General features: G+C 62.9%; 11 protein-coding genes. 3 read left to right on the forward strand and 8 right to left on the reverse strand.

Going from position 1 to position 18810, the window contains the following annotated elements; all coding sequences use genetic code 11:
- Positions 1–103: 103 nt before the first annotated feature.
- Complete coding sequence (locus ABE493_RS13560; protein ID WP_346499443.1) at positions 104–1345, reverse strand: HlyD family type I secretion periplasmic adaptor subunit; 1242 nt, start codon at positions 1343–1345, stop codon at positions 104–106.
- On the reverse strand, positions 1345–3726 hold the full coding sequence (locus ABE493_RS13565; RefSeq protein ID WP_346499444.1) for a type I secretion system permease/ATPase: 2382 nt from the start codon (positions 3724–3726) through the stop codon (positions 1345–1347). The genes ABE493_RS13560 and ABE493_RS13565 overlap by 1 nt, the downstream gene beginning before the upstream one ends.
- 715 nt (positions 3727–4441) lie before the next feature.
- On the opposite strand from ABE493_RS13565, the gene ABE493_RS13570 reads away from it, so the two are divergent.
- The 3 genes from ABE493_RS13570 (at position 4442) to ABE493_RS13580 (ending at position 11100) form a co-directional block, all read left to right on the forward strand.
- On the forward strand, positions 4442–6571 hold the full coding sequence (locus ABE493_RS13570; RefSeq protein WP_346499445.1) for an Ig-like domain-containing protein: 2130 nt from the start codon (positions 4442–4444) through the stop codon (positions 6569–6571).
- Between the two features lie 165 nt (positions 6572–6736).
- Complete coding sequence (locus ABE493_RS13575; RefSeq protein ID WP_346499446.1) at positions 6737–7420, forward strand: response regulator transcription factor; 684 nt, start codon at positions 6737–6739, stop codon at positions 7418–7420.
- Between the two features lie 92 nt (positions 7421–7512).
- The gene (locus tag ABE493_RS13580) at positions 7513–11100 is read left to right on the forward strand and encodes a transporter substrate-binding domain-containing protein (protein ID WP_346499447.1); all 3588 of its coding nucleotides are present in this window, start codon (positions 7513–7515) and stop codon (positions 11098–11100) included.
- A gap of 26 nt (positions 11101–11126) precedes the next feature.
- Here ABE493_RS13580 and ABE493_RS13585 read toward each other — a convergent pair whose 3' ends face one another.
- The 6 genes from ABE493_RS13585 to ABE493_RS13610 form a co-directional block, all read right to left on the reverse strand.
- Positions 11127–12182, reverse strand: a complete 1056-nt coding sequence (locus ABE493_RS13585) for a protein-glutamate methylesterase/protein-glutamine glutaminase (protein WP_346499448.1) — start codon at positions 12180–12182, stop codon at positions 11127–11129.
- Positions 12179–12778: a chemoreceptor glutamine deamidase CheD gene (gene cheD, locus ABE493_RS13590; protein WP_346499449.1), complete on the reverse strand. Its 600-nt coding sequence runs from the start codon at positions 12776–12778 to the stop codon at positions 12179–12181. The genes ABE493_RS13585 and cheD overlap by 4 nt, the downstream gene beginning before the upstream one ends.
- Entirely contained in the window at positions 12775–13620 is an 846-nt protein-coding gene (locus ABE493_RS13595) for a CheR family methyltransferase (protein WP_346499450.1), read from the reverse strand. The genes cheD and ABE493_RS13595 overlap by 4 nt, the downstream gene beginning before the upstream one ends.
- A 15-nt stretch (positions 13621–13635) precedes the next feature.
- Positions 13636–15801 (reverse strand): methyl-accepting chemotaxis protein, encoded by a 2166-nt coding sequence (locus ABE493_RS13600; protein WP_346499451.1) that lies wholly within the window; start codon positions 15799–15801, stop codon positions 13636–13638.
- Positions 15802–15908: 107 nt separating this feature from the next.
- Positions 15909–18290, reverse strand: coding sequence for a methyl-accepting chemotaxis protein (locus ABE493_RS13605; protein WP_346499452.1), 2382 nt, complete (start codon positions 18288–18290; stop codon positions 15909–15911).
- Positions 18291–18373: 83 nt separating this feature from the next.
- The gene (locus tag ABE493_RS13610; protein WP_430980783.1) at positions 18374–18757 is read right to left on the reverse strand and encodes a hypothetical protein; all 384 of its coding nucleotides are present in this window, start codon (positions 18755–18757) and stop codon (positions 18374–18376) included.
- Positions 18758–18810 lie beyond the last annotated feature (53 nt).

The following is an 18810-nucleotide window of genomic DNA, read 5'->3' on the forward strand; positions in this document are numbered from 1 at the left end:
GCACAGCGCGGCCAGGAGGCACCGTTCTTGGCGGAAAGTGCCTGGGGAGCCCCAGCCGCGCTGTACTTGCCCGGGCCACGCAGGCCTGGTCAGATGGCCAATATCACCGCTCGCGGAATGCCTCGCGTGCCTTCAGCACCGGCTTGAGCAGGTATTCCAGGACGGTCTTCTCGCCGGTGCGGATTTCCACCGAGGCGATCATGCCGGGAATGATCGGCAGCTCTTTGCCACCGGCTTCCAGGGCACTTTTTTCGGTCAGCACGGTCACCCGGTAATAGGTGCTGTCGGGGCGACCGGCTGCGCCTTTCTCTTCATCCTTCAGGGTGTCGGGGCTGATCAGTTCAACCTTGCCATCCAAGCCGCCATAGATGCCGTAGTCGTAAGCGGTGATCTTCACCTTGGCCGGCAGGCCCGGCCGCAGGAAGGCGACATCGGACGGGCGGATCTTGCCTTCCACCAGCAGCTGATCTTCCAGCGGCACGATTTCCAGGATGTGCTCGCCCGGCTGGATGACGCCGCCAACGGTGTTGACGCGCACGTTCTTCACCGTGCCGCGTACGGGTGCGGTGATGGTGGTGCGTTCGACCACGTCGGCGCGACCCACCAGATTCTCGCTGGTCTGCGACAGCTCCATCTCCAGCTTGACCAGCTCGGAGTTGGCGTCGGAACGGTAACGGTTACGGCGTTCCACGATCTGCGAACGGATGTCGTTGGCCTGGCGGCGCATGCGCAGCAGCTCGACATCGGACAGCAGGCCCTTGGCCGCCAATGGCTGGGCAAGGTTGATCTCGCGCATCGACAGAGCGTAGCTCTGCTCCAGCGAGGCAATGCCTTCGTCCAGCGAGCGGCGACGGGCGTTGAAGGCACGCGTTTCACTGGCGACTTCATCGGCGAATTGGCTCACCTGCTCATCGAATACCAGTGCTTCGCCATACGCTTCGGCGCGCAGGCGGGCAATGGTGGCTTTCAGCGAAATGACCTTGCTGAGTGCTTCGCGGTAGCTGGCATTGGCGCGGGTCGGGTCGATCTTCAGCAGTACCTGGCCACTTTCGACGATGTCGCCTTCGTGGATCGACATTTCCGCAAGGATGCCGCCCTCCAGGCTCTGGATCACCTGCTCGCGGCTTTTGGAAACGATCTTGGCCTCGCCCTTGGTGATTTCCTCCACCCGCGCAAAGTGCGCCCAGGTCACCCCGACCACCACCACCAGCAGGATCATGTAGGTGACCAGGCGCGAACCCGGTGTGGTCTGTGCGAGCAGCGACTCGGAGACATCGTCCATGAACGCAGCGTCGGCGGCGTTGATTGAACCCGTCTGTTTACTGGTTTTTTTCCACGGAAACATCAGTGAGCCTCCTGCTGAGGCGTTTTGGTGTGCCGCACACGAATGGGTGCGGCTTGAATGGACGGCGCCGGTGCTGGCGTCGTAACGGCAACGGCGTTCGCCGTCGCAGTCGTGTTGGTCGCATCCGTGCTGTTAGCCGGCGCTGCAGCTGCAGCCGCCGCTTGAGGCTTGCCCGGCGCTGCAGCCTGCTTTTCAGCGTTGGCGCCCAGCGCAGCAAGTACATTGGCCTTGGGGCCGTCGGCGAACACGCGGCCGTTGTCCATCACGATCACCCGGTCCACCAGGTTGAGCAGTGAGGGGCGGTGGGTCACCACCACCAGGGTCTGGCCCTGGGTAGCACGGTGCAGGTGTTCGAGGAACTGGGCTTCGGTCTGGGCATCCATGGCGCTGGTGGGTTCGTCCATCAGCAACAGGCGCGGCCGGGCCAGCAAGGTGCGGGCCAGCGAAATCAGCTGGCGCTGGCCGCCGGACACACCGTCACCGTTTTCGCCGATGGGCAGGTTGACGCCGCGCGGGTGCGAGGCTGCAAACTGGTCAAGCCCGGTCAGCCGCAATACCCGCAGGAACTCGTCCACGCTGGCATCCGGGCAACCCAGCATCACGTTCTCGCGCAAGGTGCCATGGAACAGGCGCGCCTCCTGGTTGACGAAACCCACGGCCTTGCGCCAATCGGCTGGGTCGATCTGGTTGACGTCCAGGCCATCGGTGAACATCTGCCCCTCGGTGGGCGAGTACAGGCGCGACATCACCCGCAGCAGCGTGGATTTGCCGCTGCCGATGCGGCCCAGGATGGCAACGCGCTCGCCTGGGGCGATGGACAGATTGATATCGGTCAGCACCGGCGGATTGGGTTGCATCGGCGGTGCCGGATAGGAAAAGCCGATCTTCTTCAGCGACAGCTGCCCGGTCAGGTTTGGCACCGGCAGATAGTCCTGGGCCGGGTCGCGGTCCTGCGGCATTTCCATCAACTTGTTCAGTGAGCCCAGCGCGGCCTTGGCCTGCTGGAAGCGCACCGCAAGGCCGATCACCTGGCCCAGCGGGGCGGTGGCACGGCCGGCCAGCATCACCGTGCCGATCAGTGCACCCATGCTGAGCGTGCCGGCGGTGATCAGGTACACGCCGGTGATGACCAGCACCACCGTCTGCAGCTGCTGCAGCAGGGTGACAGTGCCGGTAGCGATGCTGGACAGGCGCCGCGACTTCATCGACGTGGCCGACTGCAACGCACTGAAGTGCTGCCAACGGCGCTGCATGTTGGCGCTGCCGCCGGTGGACTTGAGCGTTTCCATGCCTTCGATGGATTCAATCAGCACGCCTTGCTTGAGCGAGGACTCGCGCAGGTTCTCTTTCATCACCCGGGCCAGCGGCCACTGGATGCTGACCGAGATGATGACGATCAATGGCAGGATCAGCAGCGGAATCCAGCCCAATGGCCCGCCAATGGCAAAGATGACGCCGACGAACATCAGCACGAACGGCAGATCGGAGATCGCCGCCAGCGTTGCCGAGGTGGCAAAATCGCGCACCGATTCGAACTCGCGCAGCTGATTGGCGAAGGCGCCGGAGGAGGCCGGCTTGTGTTCCATCTTCACCGACAAAGCTTGCCGGAACAGCATCGCGCCCAGCACCAGATCGGCCTTTTTGGCGGCAACGTCAAGCAGGTGCGCGCGCACGAAGCGGATGACCGCCTCAAACACCATCGCGATGATCACGCCGATGCCCAACGACCACAGCGTGATGAACGCCTGGTTCGGCACCACGCGGTCATAGACATTCATGGTGAAGAAGATGCTGGCCAGCGCCAATACGTTGGCCAACACCGCTGCGATGGCGGCGCTGCGGTAATAGCGCCGGTAGCGCCACAACGTGCTGAACAGCCAGTGGCCGGTCGCTTCGGGCAGCACTTCGCCGGCACGGTTGTCCACGTGCGCGCGCGGCTTGACCAGGATGGCGTGACCGGAATAGATCGCGTCCAGGTCTTCGTGCGACATATCCACCGGCTCGGCGGAAACTTCGGGAAGAATGACCGTGTAACGCAGCTGGCGCTTGTTTTCCTCGTCGCGTACTTCCCTGCGTTCCAGCAGGACGGCGCCACCTTGCTTCTTGCGCAGCAGGATCATCGGCATCACCTGCGCCGGCAGCTGCGCCAACCCGCGCTTCACCACGCCGCCGGTCAAGCCGACATTGCTCAGCGCCTGCAGCGCGAGCGAGGGCGACAGCGCACCGTTCCACGGCAGGCCGGCAACAAGTGCTGCCGGGCTGCGCCGCATGTCGTAGTGATCACACATCCAGGACACGCTTTGCAGCAGGGTGTCCTCGATATTGATCTGGTCTTTGGTCATCGCGGCGGCTTCGTCAGCCGGTGCAGGTGTGTCGGTCATGGCAATTCCAGATGGAGCCGCCTGCGGAGACGGGCGGGTTTTAATCCGGGAGTGCAAGATGCCAACTGCTCCCGACGAGGAGCGGAAGTCTGGGGTCGCGCGGGGCTATGACGAATAGGATTCGTCCCAAATGTGTGGTGTTTGTTCTGATTTTCCGTTCACTGCGCTTGTTTCCGCCGCGCCGGGCGTAGGAGCTCCGTGATTCCCATTGCGACCGCCAGTGTTCTGCTCGAGCGGCTGGCTCTGTTATCGCCATATGGCAGGGGAACTGGCCTGCTGTTGTTGAGCTGCCCGGTGCTTGGCTGGGCGGTGGAAAGACGCAGATTCAATGTTAGCTGTGATCGGCGCGCCTTCAGTGACCTTCCCGGTTTTTAAGATCATCCCTATGTAACGCAGCGGGGGAGGAGATCTATCGTTATCACAGGTGAAACTAGCTGCCATTGGTGCCGCGGGTAATTCATCAACGGCCGAGCGCTGAAGTTTTCGCGTGACGCTGCGGTGAATTGAAACGAAGTACGAGCCTTTTCGGTTTCTCGAGTGAAGCCGGGGCTTTCTGTTGTCGCATGAAACGCATGGGGATTCCATTCAGGTACTGGCCAGTCCGATCGGATCGTGCAATTCCCACTAAGCAAACAATAACGAGTGAAATGTAATGACTGCAATGGTGTCAGTGGTTAGCGGAGGTTCTGTGGTACATGCCCAGCAGTTTTCGGGCATGAAGAACGGGAAGGGCGCACGTATCGCTGCGATCAAGGGCGCGCGCTATGTGCTTGCCGAGATGCACGGTGGCGTTGCTGCGGGTGATATCAGCGTGAAGCGCGTTGGCAAGAACCTGGTGATTGAGCAGCAAAAGGCCGGTGCTGAGTCGGCGTCTGTAGTCATCGAAGACTTCTACGGCAACGAAGGCCAGCTGGTCGGCCTGGGTGCTGACGGCGAATATCTGGAGTACCTGGCGGCTGGCGAGCCCGGCGCTACCGAAGCTTCGGCAATCACTGATGGCGCTTCGGCACAGCTCACGTTGGCTGCCGGCCAGCCCGCGTTTTCGCCGAGCAGTTTCGCGCTCGCCGAAGGTGGTTCTTCGGTATTCAGCAGCGCGCTTAGCGGTGTGGCGGCGCTGGCTGCTGGTGCTGCGTTGAGCAACAACAGCAGCGGTGGCAGCAAGGCGCAGCCTGCGCCGGCTGCCAGTGCTTTCGTGCTGGAAGATCAGCGTGCTGACGCAGTTGCAGGCCAGCCAGCGTCAGCTTCTGTAAAGCCAGACGCCTCTACCGCAGTACAGGATGCTGGCAACACCGCTGGTCCAGTGGCGGAAGTGCACACCGAAGCAGACGATGTCAGCGCGGACGACGCTGCGATCAACGACCTCTCCTCGGACGCCAATACCAACGAGAACGCTGCGATCAACGACCGCGCCTCGAACGCCATTACCAACGAGAACGCTGCGCCAGCAGAATCCAACACAGCGCCGGAAGCAGAAGCAATCACCAGTCCTGGTTTGGTTGGCGCACCTGCGGCCGTTGTGCCGTTCGCTGTTGACGACATTCCCGTCATTGAAAAAGTGATGGACGACCATGGCGTCATCCAGGGCGTAATCGAAAATGGCGGTTACACCGACGACGTCTATCCGACTTTGATGGGCCACGCCGATCCCGGCGTGAAGGTGCACGTCTACCGTGGCAAGTACCTGCAGGGCTATACCGTTGCTGACGAAAATGGCGTGTGGTCGTATACGCCGTCGTCCGCATATGCGTCCGGTACGCACTCGATGACCGTCAAGTACGAGTATCCGAACAAGGATACCAGCGGCTATTCCGAGCCGTATGTCATCACCATCGACAAGATTGCGCCGGGCATTCCGAAGATCACCGGTATTCTGGACGACGAAGGTCGCATCACCGGTGCGATCACCGACCAGACCGTCACCGATGACAATCGGCCGACCATTACCGGCACTGCGGAAGCCAATGCCAAGCTGATTGTCTATGACAAGGGCAAGCAGATCGGCAGCACCACCGTCGGTGCCGACGGCACCTGGAGTTTCACCCCGGACACTCCGCTGGCCGATGGCCTGCACATGCTGAGCTACTCGGCAGTGGATCGCGCTGGTAACAGTGGTGAACAGACCGACGTCACCGAGTTCACCGTCGATACGCGTCCGGAAAAGATCAATATCTATTACGCCGAAGACGACGTCGGCAGCATAACCGATGAAGTCTTCAGCGGTGGCGCAACCGATGACAGCACGCCGACGCTGTTCGGCACGGCCACTGCTGGCGGCATCGTAAAAATCTATGAAGGCAGCGTGCTGCTTGGGCAGGTTGTGGCGGATGTCGACGGCACCTGGCAGTTCACTCCGCCGGCGGCGCTGAGCGAAGGTGCGCATGTTTTCCACGCCACCGTGACCTTGGTCGCCAAGGGCGAGAGCGGCCCCAGCCGTCCGTTCATGCTGGAGGTCGATCTCACCGCGCCAAACATCCCGACCATCGAGCAGGTACTCGATGACGTGGGCGCCGAGCAGGGTGTGATCGCAAACGGTCAACACACCGATGACGCTACCCCAACCCTGTCGGGCAAGGCCGAGGCCGGTAGCACCGTGCGTATCTACGACAACGGCAGCTTGCTGGGCATGGCAGTCACCAACGCCAACGGCGTGTGGACCTTTACGCCGGGCGTCGCCTTGGCCGAGGGCGAGCACATGTTCACCATCAGCGCCACCGACGCGGCCGGCAATACGACGGCGTCACCAGCGCAATACGAGATCAGCATCGACAGCACACGGCGGGCCTGTTATGCGCCGAATCGCCGGGTTGTGCTGCGCGTTGAAGTACGCAGAACGCCGGTTCCCTGATTGAAAGGTGCGGCTCTGGTCATCCGATCGAGGGCCGTTCCGTGTTGAACAGACAGAATGCCCGCCGTTGGCGGGTTGCTTGGCTGGTGTCGAAACGCTGGGCTTTATGTCGCCCAGCACCTGGTTCGTATTGCGGGGTTTTTGCAGTGTAGAGGAGTTGATGCAGTGAAATGGTCGATCATGGCGCCACTCCGCATTGCGGTGTTGGATGACCATTCGTTAATACAGATGGCGCTGGAACTGCGTCTGTCGCGTGAGGCAGACCTGAAAGTTGTCGGCGTCTATTCCAATAGCCGCGACCTGCTTGCCTCGCTGACGGCTACGCCGGCGGATCTGCTGGTGCTGGATTATTCGCTTGGCGCCAGCGAGCTGGATGGCTTGCACCTGATCGGCCTGATACGCCGCAGGTTTCCCTCGCTTTGCATTCTGGTGGCGTCATCGGCCGAATCGCCGTCTGTGGTCAATCTGTCGCTCAGCGTCGGTGCGAACGGCTTCTTCGGTAAGTCCGAGAGCGCCGAGTTGCTGGTGGAGGCCATCCGCAAGGTTGCCTTCGGTGAAACCTATGTATCGCCTGGCCTGGCCTACCGGCTTGGCCGCCAACCCTTGCCCGCTGGCCGTACCACACCGGACGTAAAGGGTGGGCAGCGGCTTCTGAATGACCCGACGCTATCCCCCAAGGAGCGCGAAGTGCTGCGCTGCTGTCTGGATGGCATGTCGGTGTCGCAGATTTCACGCAAGTTCATGCGCAGCATGAAAACCATCAGCGGCCAGAAGCAGGCCGCATTCCGCAAGCTTGGCGTCCGTACCGACGCAGAGCTGTTCAAGCTGCAGCACAGCCTCGCCCAATAGTCGAATCACCGGGTATTAAAACCATGCCGCTTATTACGCTTACGCGCCGCTCCGTGCGTGCGGCATGGCTCCTGGTTGCCTTGCTGTTGCCTGTGGCACCAGCCGCGGTCGCGGCGTCCGCCGAGGTCATCGAGCTGACCCTGCATGCGCGCACCGGCATTCCCAATGTCTCGCTGGAGCTGGACAAGGGCGACCGCGAATGGGTGCGCAACAAGGGCGAGCTGGTGATGGGCGTAGCCTCACCCAGCTTCATGCCGCTGGAAGTTTTCTCCGGCAATGACAGCTATGAGGGCATAACCGCCGATGTGTTCGGTGCGGTTGGGCAGATGCTGGGAGTGCCGGTGCGGGTCATCCGCTACCCGCACCGGGCCGCTGCATTGCGGGCGCTGGAACATGGGCGCATCGACCTGGTAGGCAGTGCCAACAACTATGAGTTGGCCGGCCATTCGGTGCGCCTGACGCAGCGTTATGTGGAAGACGCGCCAGTACTTTACGTACGCAAGGCCGAGCGCAGGGTCATGCCGCCGTCGCTGGCTGGCATGCGCATTGCCGTGGCCGAGGACTATCTGCCGCAGGTACAGATACGCGAGTTGTACCCGGATGCGATCATCACCAACTATCGTTCGCGCGAACAGGCCTTGGCTGCGCTGGCGTTTGGCAGTGCAGACCTTTATCTGGGCGATACGGTGTCCAGCAACTACCTGGTCAACCTCAGCTATTTCAACTATGTGCGCAATGCCGCGATGCCGCGCATCGACACCGGCGGCTTCGCCTTTGCGGTGCGTGAAGATGCACTCCCCCTGGAGCGGGTGGTCAACCTGGCGCTGGCAAAGCTGCAGCAGACCCATGGTGCCGAGCTGCTGAAGCGCTGGTCCGGTGGCGGCGGCATGGTGCCGATGGCACGCATTGAACTCACCAGCGCCGAGCAGCGCTGGATTGCCGACCACCCGGTGGTGCGCTTTGTTGCCAGCAATGACACTGCGCCGCTGTCCTACTTCGATACCGATGGCCGCTTCAGTGGCCTGAGCGCTGACATCATGCGCGCGATCACCCAGCGTACCGGGCTGGAGTTCGAGCCGGTAAGGGTGTCGCGGCTTGACCAGCAGATGCGGGCGTTGGAGGAAGGCGCAGCGGACGCCACCATGCTGGTTCCCACCAGTTCGCGTGCGCAGCGGTTCAACTTTTCGCGGCCATTCGTGCAGACCTCGTTTGGCATCATCACCCGCGAGGAGCAGGGTGGGCTGTTGACGTTGGCGGACCTGCGCGGCAAGCGCATCGCGTTGCCGGCCAGCCATGCCCTGCGCGAACTGCTGGTGCCGGCCACCGACTACCAGTTCATCGAGACCGATACGCTGGCGGCGGCCATGGAACTGGTCAGCGACGAGAAGGCCGATGCCACCATCGCCTTCCTGCCGATGGCGCTGTACTACACCTCGGTGTTGCATGACGACAAGCTGCGGGTATCCGATGTGGTCGAGGACACGCCGGCTTGGCTGGCCATTGCCACGCGCAAGGATCAACCCGAGCTTGCCAGCATCATCGAGAAGGCGATGGCGCAGATCCCGCCCGATGAAGTGGATATCTTCCAGAACCGCTGGCGTCCGCGTCCGGATGCCTCGCCAGCGGCATGGACGGATTTCCGTTCGCTCATCTACAAGATCACTGCTGGCGCGCTGGTGCTGATCCTGGTGTCGCTGATATGGAACATGCATATCCGCTCGCAGTACCGGCGCCGGCAAGTGGCCGAGGACGCGCTGGGCGAGCAGGTCAACTTCATGCGCGCGTTGATCAACGGAACCCCGCATCCGATCTACGTGCGTGACGAGCAGGGCCGCTTGGTCACCTGCAATACCAACTATCTGGACATGTTGTCGGTCACCGAGCGAAAAGTGCTTGGCAAAACCTCGATGGAAGGCGCGAAGATGGACCCGCGCGAGGCGCAGAGTTTCCACGACGACTACCTGTGGGTGATGGCCAACGGCAAGCCGCTGGAGGTGGACCGCACCTTGCACCTGCCCGGCCGCGTGCTGAGCATCTACCATTGGATCTACCCGTACTTCGATTCCCAGGGGCAGGCCAAGGGCGTGGTGTGCGGTTGGATCGATGTCAGTGACCGCCTGCACCTGATGGAGGAACTGCGGCGTGCGCTCAACGCCGCCGATCAGTCCAGCCGCGCCAAGACCACCTTCCTGGCAACCATGAGCCATGAGATCCGCACGCCGATGAGCGCCATCATCGGCATGCTGGAGCTGGCCCAGAAGCACGCCGACCAGGGCCGGCTGGACAAGTCCGCCATTGCCGTGGCCTACGATTCCGCGCATGGCCTGCTGGAGTTGATTGGCGACATCCTGGACGTGGTGCGTATCGAGTCAGGCCACGTCAGCTTGAGCCCCAAGCGCGCCAACCTGCGCGAGATGACCGAGTCGGTGGCGCGGGTATTCAATGGCCTGGCGCGACAGAAGACCCTGCATCTGCGGCTGGAACTGGACCCGGCAGCGGATTGCGATGTGCTGATCGACCCGATGCGCTTCAAGCAGGTGTTGTCCAACCTGGTCGGCAATGCTATCAAGTTCACCGACAAGGGCCAGGTCACCATCAAAGTGCGCGGCGTGCCGGTGGCCGAGGGGCAGCTGCGTCTGCAGCTTGAGGTGGTTGATACCGGCATCGGCATTGCCGAGGGTGAAGTGGCGCTGCTGTTTGATCCTTTCGCGCAGGCCGACCATGGTCATAGTTCGCGCGGCGGAACCGGCTTGGGCCTGCCCATCTGCAAGTTCCTGTGCGAGCTGATGGGCGGTGATATCTCCATCCGCAGCACCTTGGGGCAGGGCACCTCGGTGCTGCTCAACCTGCCGTTGGAAGTGCTGCCCAGCATCCCCGGAACCGCCGAGGTGCTGCAGACCGTTGACGCCAAACATCCGAGCCTGAAGGTGCTGGTGGTGGATGACCATTCGGCGAACCGCAGCCTGCTGACCCAGCAGCTGGCGTTCCTTGGCCAGAACGTGCGCAGTGCGTCCGACGGCCGCGAAGGACTGGAATGCTGGATTGAAGAGCGGGTCGACGTGGTGGTCACCGACTGCAACATGCCGGTCATGAACGGCCATGACATGGCGCGTGCGATACGCCGGCATGAGAAGGCCTATGGCCTGCCGCCGTGCGTGATCATCGGTTTCACCGCCAATGCGCAGCCCGAAGAGCGGGCCAAGTGCATTGCGTCCGGCATGAATGACTGCCTGTTCAAGCCGGTGAGCCTGAGCACGCTTTCCAACATGCTGGTGTTGCTGGGCGAGAAGGCCGGGGTGGGCGCAGAGGCACCTTGCCAGGAACAGATGCGCGATATCGCCTCGGCCCTGCAGGAGTTGACTGGCGGCGACCAGGCAATGACGCGCAATCTTGTTGTCGAAGCGCACCGCAGTTTTGTGCGTGACCTCACCGAGCTGCGCGCACTGCTGCCCAGCTTCGGGACCAGGGCAATGTCGAACCTGGTCCACCGCATCAACGGCGGGGTACGGCTGCTGCAGGTGGCGCACCTGATGGATATCTGCGATCGAGTGGAGCTGCTGTGCAGCCAGCCGGAAGTGGACCTTGCCGAAGTGACCAGCAATGCGGAATTCATCGCAAGCGAGTTGCCGGTGATCATTGCCCTGCTTGACGCGATGCGCGAGACCGAAACCGCCAGCTGAGCACTATCGGTGCAGTAGCAGTGCGCTCAGCTGCGCGCCAGGGCGAGGATGCGCTCGGCGATCCTGTCCAGCGCGATGACCTCGTCGGCCGCACCCAATCGTACCGCGCTGCCGGGCATGCCCCAGACCACGGAACTGGCCTCGTCCTGGGCCAGGGTAGGCGCGCCGGCCTGTTTCATCTCCAACAGGCCGCGCGCACCGTCTTCGCCCATGCCGGTGAGAATGGCGCCGATGGCGTTGGCGCCAGCGCTGCTGGCCACCGAACGGAACAGCACGTCGACTGCGGGCTTGTGCAGGTTCACCGGCACGCTGTCATCAACCCGGCAGCGCCAACGCGCACCATCGCGTATCACCCGCAGGTGGCGCCCGCCCGCAGGCAGATAGGCATGGCCGGGCAGGATGGCTTCGCCATCGCTGGCTTCGCGCACCGACATCGCCGAATGCCGGTCCAGACGTTCGGCGAAGGCGGTGCTGAAGCTGGCCGGCAGATGCTGGGTCATGACGATGGCCGGTGCATCGGCGGGCATGGCCTCCAGCACCACCCGCAGTGCTTCGGTGCCCCCGGCCGAGGCGCCGATGGCAATCAAGCGGTCGGTGGTACGGAAGCCGATATGCGCCGGGCTGGCTGCCTGCGGCGGCGGGCGGCGCGGCGCCGTGCCGATGGCCCGTACTCGCGAGCGGGCGGCCATCTTCACCTTGTCGCGGATCTCCTCGGCATAGGCATCCAGACCGCGTGCCACGTCGAACTTCGGCTTGGACACAAAATCAACCGCGCCCAACGCCAGCGCCTGCAAGGTGGTATCGGCACCGCGCTCGGTCAGCGAGGACACCATGACCACCGGCAGCGGATGCAGGCGCATCAGGTTTTCCAGGAACGCCAGCCCATCCATGCGCGGCATTTCCACGTCCAGGGTCAGCACATCGGGATTGAGGCGCTTTATCTTCTCCCGTGCCAACAACGGGTCGGCGGCGGTGCCGACAACCTCGATGGCGGGATCGGCCGACAGGATTTCGGTCAACACCTGTCGAACCACCGCCGAGTCGTCGACGATCAATACCCGGCAGGGCGTTTGCAGCATCATTCGAACAGCTCCACGCCACCGCTGACCGGGGTGCGCGACAGACGCGCGCGGATGGCCGACTCGGTCGCGGCGACTTCGGCATCGTGGGCATGCGGCAGGCGCTGTACCACCACCCGCCCGGTGATCGGGAAGAACCAGATCTTGCGCGGGTGGATGCCGCACAGGTCTTCGGCAACGATGGGAATGTGCTCGGCATGCAGGTACTGGCGCACGAACTCGGCGTTACGGGTGCCAACCGGATTACTGGTGAAGCCCTTGAGCACGTTGGCGCCGCCAAATACCTTGGCTTCCAGGCGCTTGCGGTGGGCGCCGCGCTTGAGCAGGTCGTTGATCAGCAGTTCCATCGCATAGCTCCCATAACGCGCAGGCGCGCCGTCGCCGATATTGCCCTCGGGCAGCAGAAAATGATTCATGCCACCGATGCCCAGAATCGGGTCGCGGATACAGGCAGCCACGCAGGAACCGAGAATGGTGGTCAACGCGGTGTCGTCGTCCACCACCAGGTACTGGGTGGGCAACAGCTTGGCGGCGATTGTCTGGAAACGCGTGTCGCGGTAGCGCATCACCTCATCGGGGTGCTGGTGCGGGCTTTTCATGCGCCATTCCTGCGGCTGCGACGGTACAAGGTGCGGCCGCACGGCTGGATCAGGTCAGCGGCGTGCAGGTAGTTCTCCGAATGCCCGGTGTAAAGCAGGCTGTCTTCGTCCATGTGCTGCACCAGCCGCGAAAGAATGCCGCGCTGGGTGGGTTTGTCGAAATAGATCATCACGTTGCGGCAGAACAGCGCATCGAACGGACCGCCAACGTCGTAACGGTTGGACAACAGATTCAGCGGGCGGAACTCGATCAGCGAACGCAGCGCCGGCACCACGCGGCATTTGCCCTCATTGGGGCCGCTGCCACGCTGGAAGTAGCGCCGCTTCATGGCGGGGTCCAGGCCGGCGATGCGGTCCATCGCATAGACGCCCTGGCTGGCGGTGGCCAGCACCTGGGTGTCGACATCGGTGGCGATGATGCGCACCGGTGGGGTCATGCTGGCGAACGCCTCGCAGGCGGTGATGGCCATGGAGTAGGGCTCTTCACCGGTGGAGGCCGCGCACGACCACAGCTTCAGCGGCGCGCGTGGTGCACGCATCTGCAGTTCTTCGCGCAGCTTGTCGAAGTGGTGTGGCTCGCGGAAGAACGAGGTGAGGTTGGTGGTCAGCGCATTGGTGAATGCCTGCCATTCCTCGCCGTCCTGGCTTTCCAGCTGGTCCAGGTAGTCCTTGAACGAGCGCAGCCCCAGCACCCGCAGGCGCCGCGACAGGCGGCCGTACACCATGTCGCGCTTGGCCGGTGCCAGCGCAATGCCGGCACGGTTGTGGATCAGTTCGCAGACGCGACGGAAATCACGGTCGCTGAATTCGAAGTCGCGCTCGGCGCTGCCGGGGATGGACATGATCGGCGTGTCTCTTCAGCTGGCCAGGGCCAGCGGGGCGGAATCGGCGTGCGACGCACGGCCTGTGGTTTGCTGCAGATGGAACACGGCCACGGCCTGGTTCAGCAGCTGCGCCTGGTCTTCCATGGCACGCGCGGCGGCCATGGCTTCTTCCACCAGAGCGGCGTTCTGCTGCGTGGTCTCGTCCATCTGGATGACCGTCTGATTGACCTGCTCGATGCCGGCGGTCTGTTCCTGCGAGGCCGCAGAGATCTCACCGATGATGCTGGTCACCTGCTGCACCGAGGAGACGATTTCATCCATGGTGGTGCCGGCCTGCTGCACCAGCTGCGAGCCTTCGGTGACCTTGCCGACCGAGTCGTCGATCAGGCCCTTGATCTCCTTGGCTGCACCGGCTGAACGCTGCGCCAAGGTCCGCACCTCGGCGGCGACGACCGCGAAGCCACGGCCCTGCTCGCCTGCACGTGCAGCCTCGACGGCGGCGTTGAGGGCCAGGATGTTGGTCTGGAACGAGATGCCGTCAATCACGCTGATGATGTCGGCAATGCGCCGCGAGGCCAGCTCGATCTGGCCCATGGTGGTGATGACGTCATCCACCACCTGCCCGCCGCGGGTGGCGACGGTGGCCGCGCCAATCGCCAGCTGGTTTGCCTGGCGCGCGGACTCGGCGTTCTGGCGGACGGTGGAGGTGAGTTCCTCCATCGAGGCTGCGGTTTCCTCGAGATTGGCGGCCTGCATCTCGGTGCGGTGGGACAGGTCGCTGTTGCCGGTGGTGATTTCACCGGCCGATACATTGATGTTGTGGGCCGACTGCTGGATGCGCGCGACGATGGCGCCAAGCTGGGCCATGGTACGGCTGGCGTCGTCGCGCATCAGTGCAAACACGCCTTCGAACTTTCCCTGCATGCTGACGGTCAGGTCACCGTCGGCCAATGCGCGCAGCAAGCCGGAAATCTGCCCCAGGTTCTGGTCACTGTTCTGCATCATCGCGTTGAGGCTGCGGACCATGGCCTGGAAGTCGTACTCGAAGCGGGCTTCGTCGCCGCGCTGGCTGAAATCGCCAGCTGCAGCCGCATTGGCCAGCTGTTTGATCTGCGCGTTGATGGCGCCCAGATTGCGCTTGATCGTCGCCATGGTCTCGGTGATGACACGCTTCTCACCGGGCAGATCGGCCATATCCTGGCTCAAATCGCCCACCGCATAACGCTGGGCGAGGGCGATGACGTCCATCTTCACCCCGATATGGGTCGCAACCAGGGTATTGGTCTCACTGACCATTACCCCGTATTCGCCGGGGAAAGGGGTAGGGTCGATGCGGTAGCTGATGAAGCCGGCATCGTGCTGCCGGGCCATTTCGTTCTGCGCTTCAATCACCGCATGCAGCTGGGTCTGCATGTCGCGCATGCTGGTCAGCAGCTGGCCGGTTTCGTCCTTGCTCGGCGGCGGGATGACGTTGTCCAGGCGGCCGCTGGCAATCGCCTTGGCAATGCCGGTGGCGCTACGAAGCGGTACCACGATGCGGCTGCCGATGAACCAGTTCAAGGCGATGACCAGCAGGATCAGCAAGCCGCCGGCCAAGGTCATGATGCCGGTGAACTGCAATGCATGGGTGAGGCTGGAGTTCATGTAGACGCCGCTGGACAACACCATGTTCCAAGGCGCAAAGGCGGTGGCATAGGAGATCTGCTCGACGCTGCCCTTGGTGCCCGCCGGATCCACCAGGTACTGCACGAAACCACCGCCATTGCGTGCAGCCTTGACCTGCTCCTCGTACATGCGCAGGCCGTTGCTGTCGGTAAACTGCGACAGCTGCTTGCCGACCATCTCCTTGTTGAAGGGATGCAGCAGCATGGTGTTGTCGTCGCCATACACTTCAAACGAAGAGCCACCGCTGTCCGAGTACATGGTGGCCAACACTGCCAATGCCTGCTGGCGCGCATCGGCATCGCTCAGTTCCCCCGCCTTTGCTCGGTCGTGGAAGTTGGCCAGCACGGTCTTCCCAAGCTCCACGCGATTGCTCAGCGACAGCTTGCGTGTCTCGATCAGATCCAGGTATTGCATGCGGGCGCTGAGCACGGCCAAGGCAATGACGCCAAGTGCGATCAGCACCGTCAGCAGGTTCAGCTTGCGCCGCACCGATATGTTGGAGAGGTAGTTGGACCAGAGCTGCTGGATATTCATGGGAATAGGGCGCAGGGCGCAATTGGCGGGGGATACTTTGGTATCGGCCGTAGGATTGGCGAATGAAGTAGGTAAAAACCCCAGCCTTAGCTGGGGTTTTTGGTAGATCAGAACTCCTGCCAGTCGGAGTCTGCTAATTCAGCTACAGCGTTGGAGGTGTTGGCCCGACACCGCGGAGCGGGTGTCGGTGTCCGCGCCGGTGCGGTGCGTTGCAACGGCTGGCGCTTGGCAGCGGGCGTGCTGAGCTCCGCATCGGCTTGCTCATCCTGTTCCAGCAGGAACACCGAGACCACGTTGGCCAGCTGCGCGGCCTGTTCTTCCATGGAACGCGCCGAGGCTGTGGCTTCTTCCACCAGGGCGGCGTTCTGCTGGGTGGTCTCGTCCATCTGCACGATGGTCTGGTTGACCTGCTCGATGCCGGCACTCTGCTCCTGCGAGGCAGCGGAGATTTCGGCCATGATGTCGGTGACGCGCTGCACCGAGGCGACGATTTCGCCCATCGTGGTACCGGCCTTGCGGACCAGCGCCGAGCCATCGGCAACCTTGCCGACCGAGTCGTCGATCAGGCCCTTGATCTCCTTGGCGGCGCCGGCTGAGCGCTGCGCCAGCGTGCGTACTTCGGAGGCAACCACGGCGAAGCCGCGGCCTTGCTCACCAGCACGTGCGGCTTCCACTGCCGCGTTCAAGGCCAGGATATTGGTCTGGAAAGCGATGCCGTCGATGACCGAGATGATCTCGGCGATCTTGCGCGAGGACTGCTCGATCTGGGTCATGGTGGTGACCACCTGACTAACCACTTCACCGCCTTGTGAGGCAACCGAGGCTGCGCCGATGGCAAGCTGGTTTGCCTGACGGGCAGATTCGGCGTTCTGACGCACGGTGGAGGTGAGCTCCTCCATCGAGGCGGCGGTTTCTTCCAGGTTGGCAGCCTGCTGCTCGGTACGACGCGACAGGTCGTTGTTGCCGGCGGCAATCTCGCTGGCGGCCGAATTGATCGACACCGACGAATGCTTGATGCGCCCGACGATGCCGGTCAGCTGTTCGGCAGTGGCGTTTGCGTCATCGCGCATGGTGGCGAACACGCCTTGGTAGTCGCCGTGCATGCGCACGGTCAGGTCGCCACGCGACAGTGCCGACAGCAGTGCGGAGATCTGTTCCAGGCTGCTGGCATTGGCATCCAGCAGGCCGTTGATCTGGCTGGCAAGCTGCAGGAAGAAGCCGTCCTTGTCGGCGGTGCCGATGCGGCCACTGAGGTCGCCAGCAGCGGCGGCCTCGATGATGCGCGCCACTTCCTTCTCGACCTGCGCCTCGGTGCTGCGGTCACGCCATTCGACAACATGGCCGACCGGCTGGTTGTTGTCGTCGCGGATGACCGAAATGGTCTGCGCGAACTCGGCTTCGCCAAAGCGCATTTCACGCTTGAACACGCCGTGCTTGTCCAGTGCTTCCAACACCTTGCCGTCGACTTCGCCACCGTGCTCAAGCACGGTCACCGGCTGGCCGATCAAGGGCTTGCTGGCGTCGAAGTCGGTCAGCGTGCTGCTGAACTGCTCCTGGTGCTCGCTGAGCTTTTCGAGCAGGGCGCGGTTGGCGTAGACGATTTCCAGATCGTTGTTGGTCAGGAACACGCCGGTGGAGGAGTAATCCAGCGCGGTACGGATGCGCAGGTTCTCATTGGCGATCACCGTCTCGTGTTCGATGCGCTCACGCAGATCGCGCTGCATGCGCTGCATGGCGCGCAGCAGATCGCCTACTTCATCAGCGCGGGAGACATCGATGGAACCATCGAGCTTGCCGCTTGCCACTTCGTTGGCAACGTCAACCGCGCCGCGCATGGCCGCGACCAGCGAGCGGGCGAACAACCAGACCAGTACCAGGCCTGCAGCACCACCAATCAGTACGGCGATGATGCCGACCAGTGCAGAGGTGCGGTAGGTTTCGGCTGCCTGCTTGGCAGCGGCCTGTGCGCGCAGGTTGTCGTTGGCGGCCAGTGCCTGCAGGGCAGCATAGGCGTTGCGGTGCAGGTTGCGGGTTTCGCCGACAAAGGTGTCGATGGCGTCATCCGGCAGGTCCAGCGCCAGCATCTCGCTCACCGCATCATAGGACGCAGCGGTCTTGCCCCAATCGGCGACAAAGGTGTCGAACAGCTTCTTCTGTTCGGGACTGTCGATCAGCTTGGGATAGGCGGCGATGGTGGTGTCGATCTGCATGCGCAGTTCGGTGGCACGTGCCTTGGCATCGGCTTTGACGTCGTCGCTGGCGCGTACCAGGCTCTGGTAGGACGCATTGCGGTACTCGCTGACCATGCCGCTCAACTCACCGTTGGTGCGGAGGCTGGGCATGCGCTTTTCAGCAAGGTCGGTGGTGACGTTGTTCAGCGAGTGCAGGCCGCGGAAGGCGACGATGCCCTGCAACAACATGACGAACAGCACGACGCCAAAGGTAAGCATCAGCTTCGGCTTGAGTTTCAGCGAGTTGATCCACTGCATCTTGCGCGATCTCCGGGAACAGTCCCTGCCAGGTCACTGGCGTGGGATGGCACGCCGGCGTTGCCGGCGTGACAAAAGGCGGATTACTTGATGTTGGCCAGCTTCAGGTTGGCCGGCGAGGCGACTTCGATCTCGGCGCGCGAGGCATCACGCTGGATCTTGCCGATCACGCAGACGGTCTTGCCTTCCAGCGTTTCCAGCGGGAAGCCAAACTTGCTGCGGTTGCTGCCGGCGATGCGGGCCGAGAAGGTGTGGCGCGGGAACATGCCGCCCATGTGCAGGAAGGTCGGCTGACCCTCGGAGCCTTCGGCGTAGCGGGCCTTTTCGACCTTGCCGCAGACCATGCCGTCCTTGCCAGCGAAACGCGCGGCGTTTTCCGGCGGGATCATCTCCGCATCGGCGGCAGCGTCAAAGGCGACGGTGGCCAATACGGTGGCAGCAAACAGCGGAAGCAGGTGCTTGTACATCGGAGACTCCGGGATGAGGAAGTGGGGCCGGTCGGGGAGGACGGGCATGCAAG

This window comes from Stenotrophomonas terrae (assembly GCF_039674165.1).
Lineage (GTDB): Bacteria > Pseudomonadota > Gammaproteobacteria > Xanthomonadales > Xanthomonadaceae > Stenotrophomonas > Stenotrophomonas terrae_A.

Excerpts from the sequence above, each read along its gene's own strand:
- ABE493_RS13560 (WP_346499443.1), bottom strand. The coding sequence starts at position 1,345 with ATGTTTCCGTGGAAAAAAACCAGTAAACAGACGGGTTCAATCAACGCC.
- ABE493_RS13565 (WP_346499444.1), bottom strand. The coding sequence starts at position 3,726 with ATGACCGACACACCTGCACCGGCTGACGAAGCCGCCGCGATGACCAAA.
- ABE493_RS13570 (WP_346499445.1), top strand. The coding sequence starts at position 4,442 with ATGAAGAACGGGAAGGGCGCACGTATCGCTGCGATCAAGGGCGCGCGC.
- ABE493_RS13585 (WP_346499448.1), bottom strand. The coding sequence starts at position 12,182 with ATGATGCTGCAAACGCCCTGCCGGGTATTGATCGTCGACGACTCGGCG.
- cheD (WP_346499449.1), bottom strand. The coding sequence starts at position 12,778 with ATGAAAAGCCCGCACCAGCACCCCGATGAGGTGATGCGCTACCGCGAC.
- ABE493_RS13595 (WP_346499450.1), bottom strand. The coding sequence starts at position 13,620 with ATGTCCATCCCCGGCAGCGCCGAGCGCGACTTCGAATTCAGCGACCGT.
- ABE493_RS13600 (WP_346499451.1), bottom strand. The coding sequence starts at position 15,801 with ATGAATATCCAGCAGCTCTGGTCCAACTACCTCTCCAACATATCGGTG.
- ABE493_RS13605 (WP_346499452.1), bottom strand. The coding sequence starts at position 18,290 with ATGCAGTGGATCAACTCGCTGAAACTCAAGCCGAAGCTGATGCTTACC.
- ABE493_RS13610 (WP_430980783.1), bottom strand. The coding sequence starts at position 18,757 with ATGTACAAGCACCTGCTTCCGCTGTTTGCTGCCACCGTATTGGCCACC.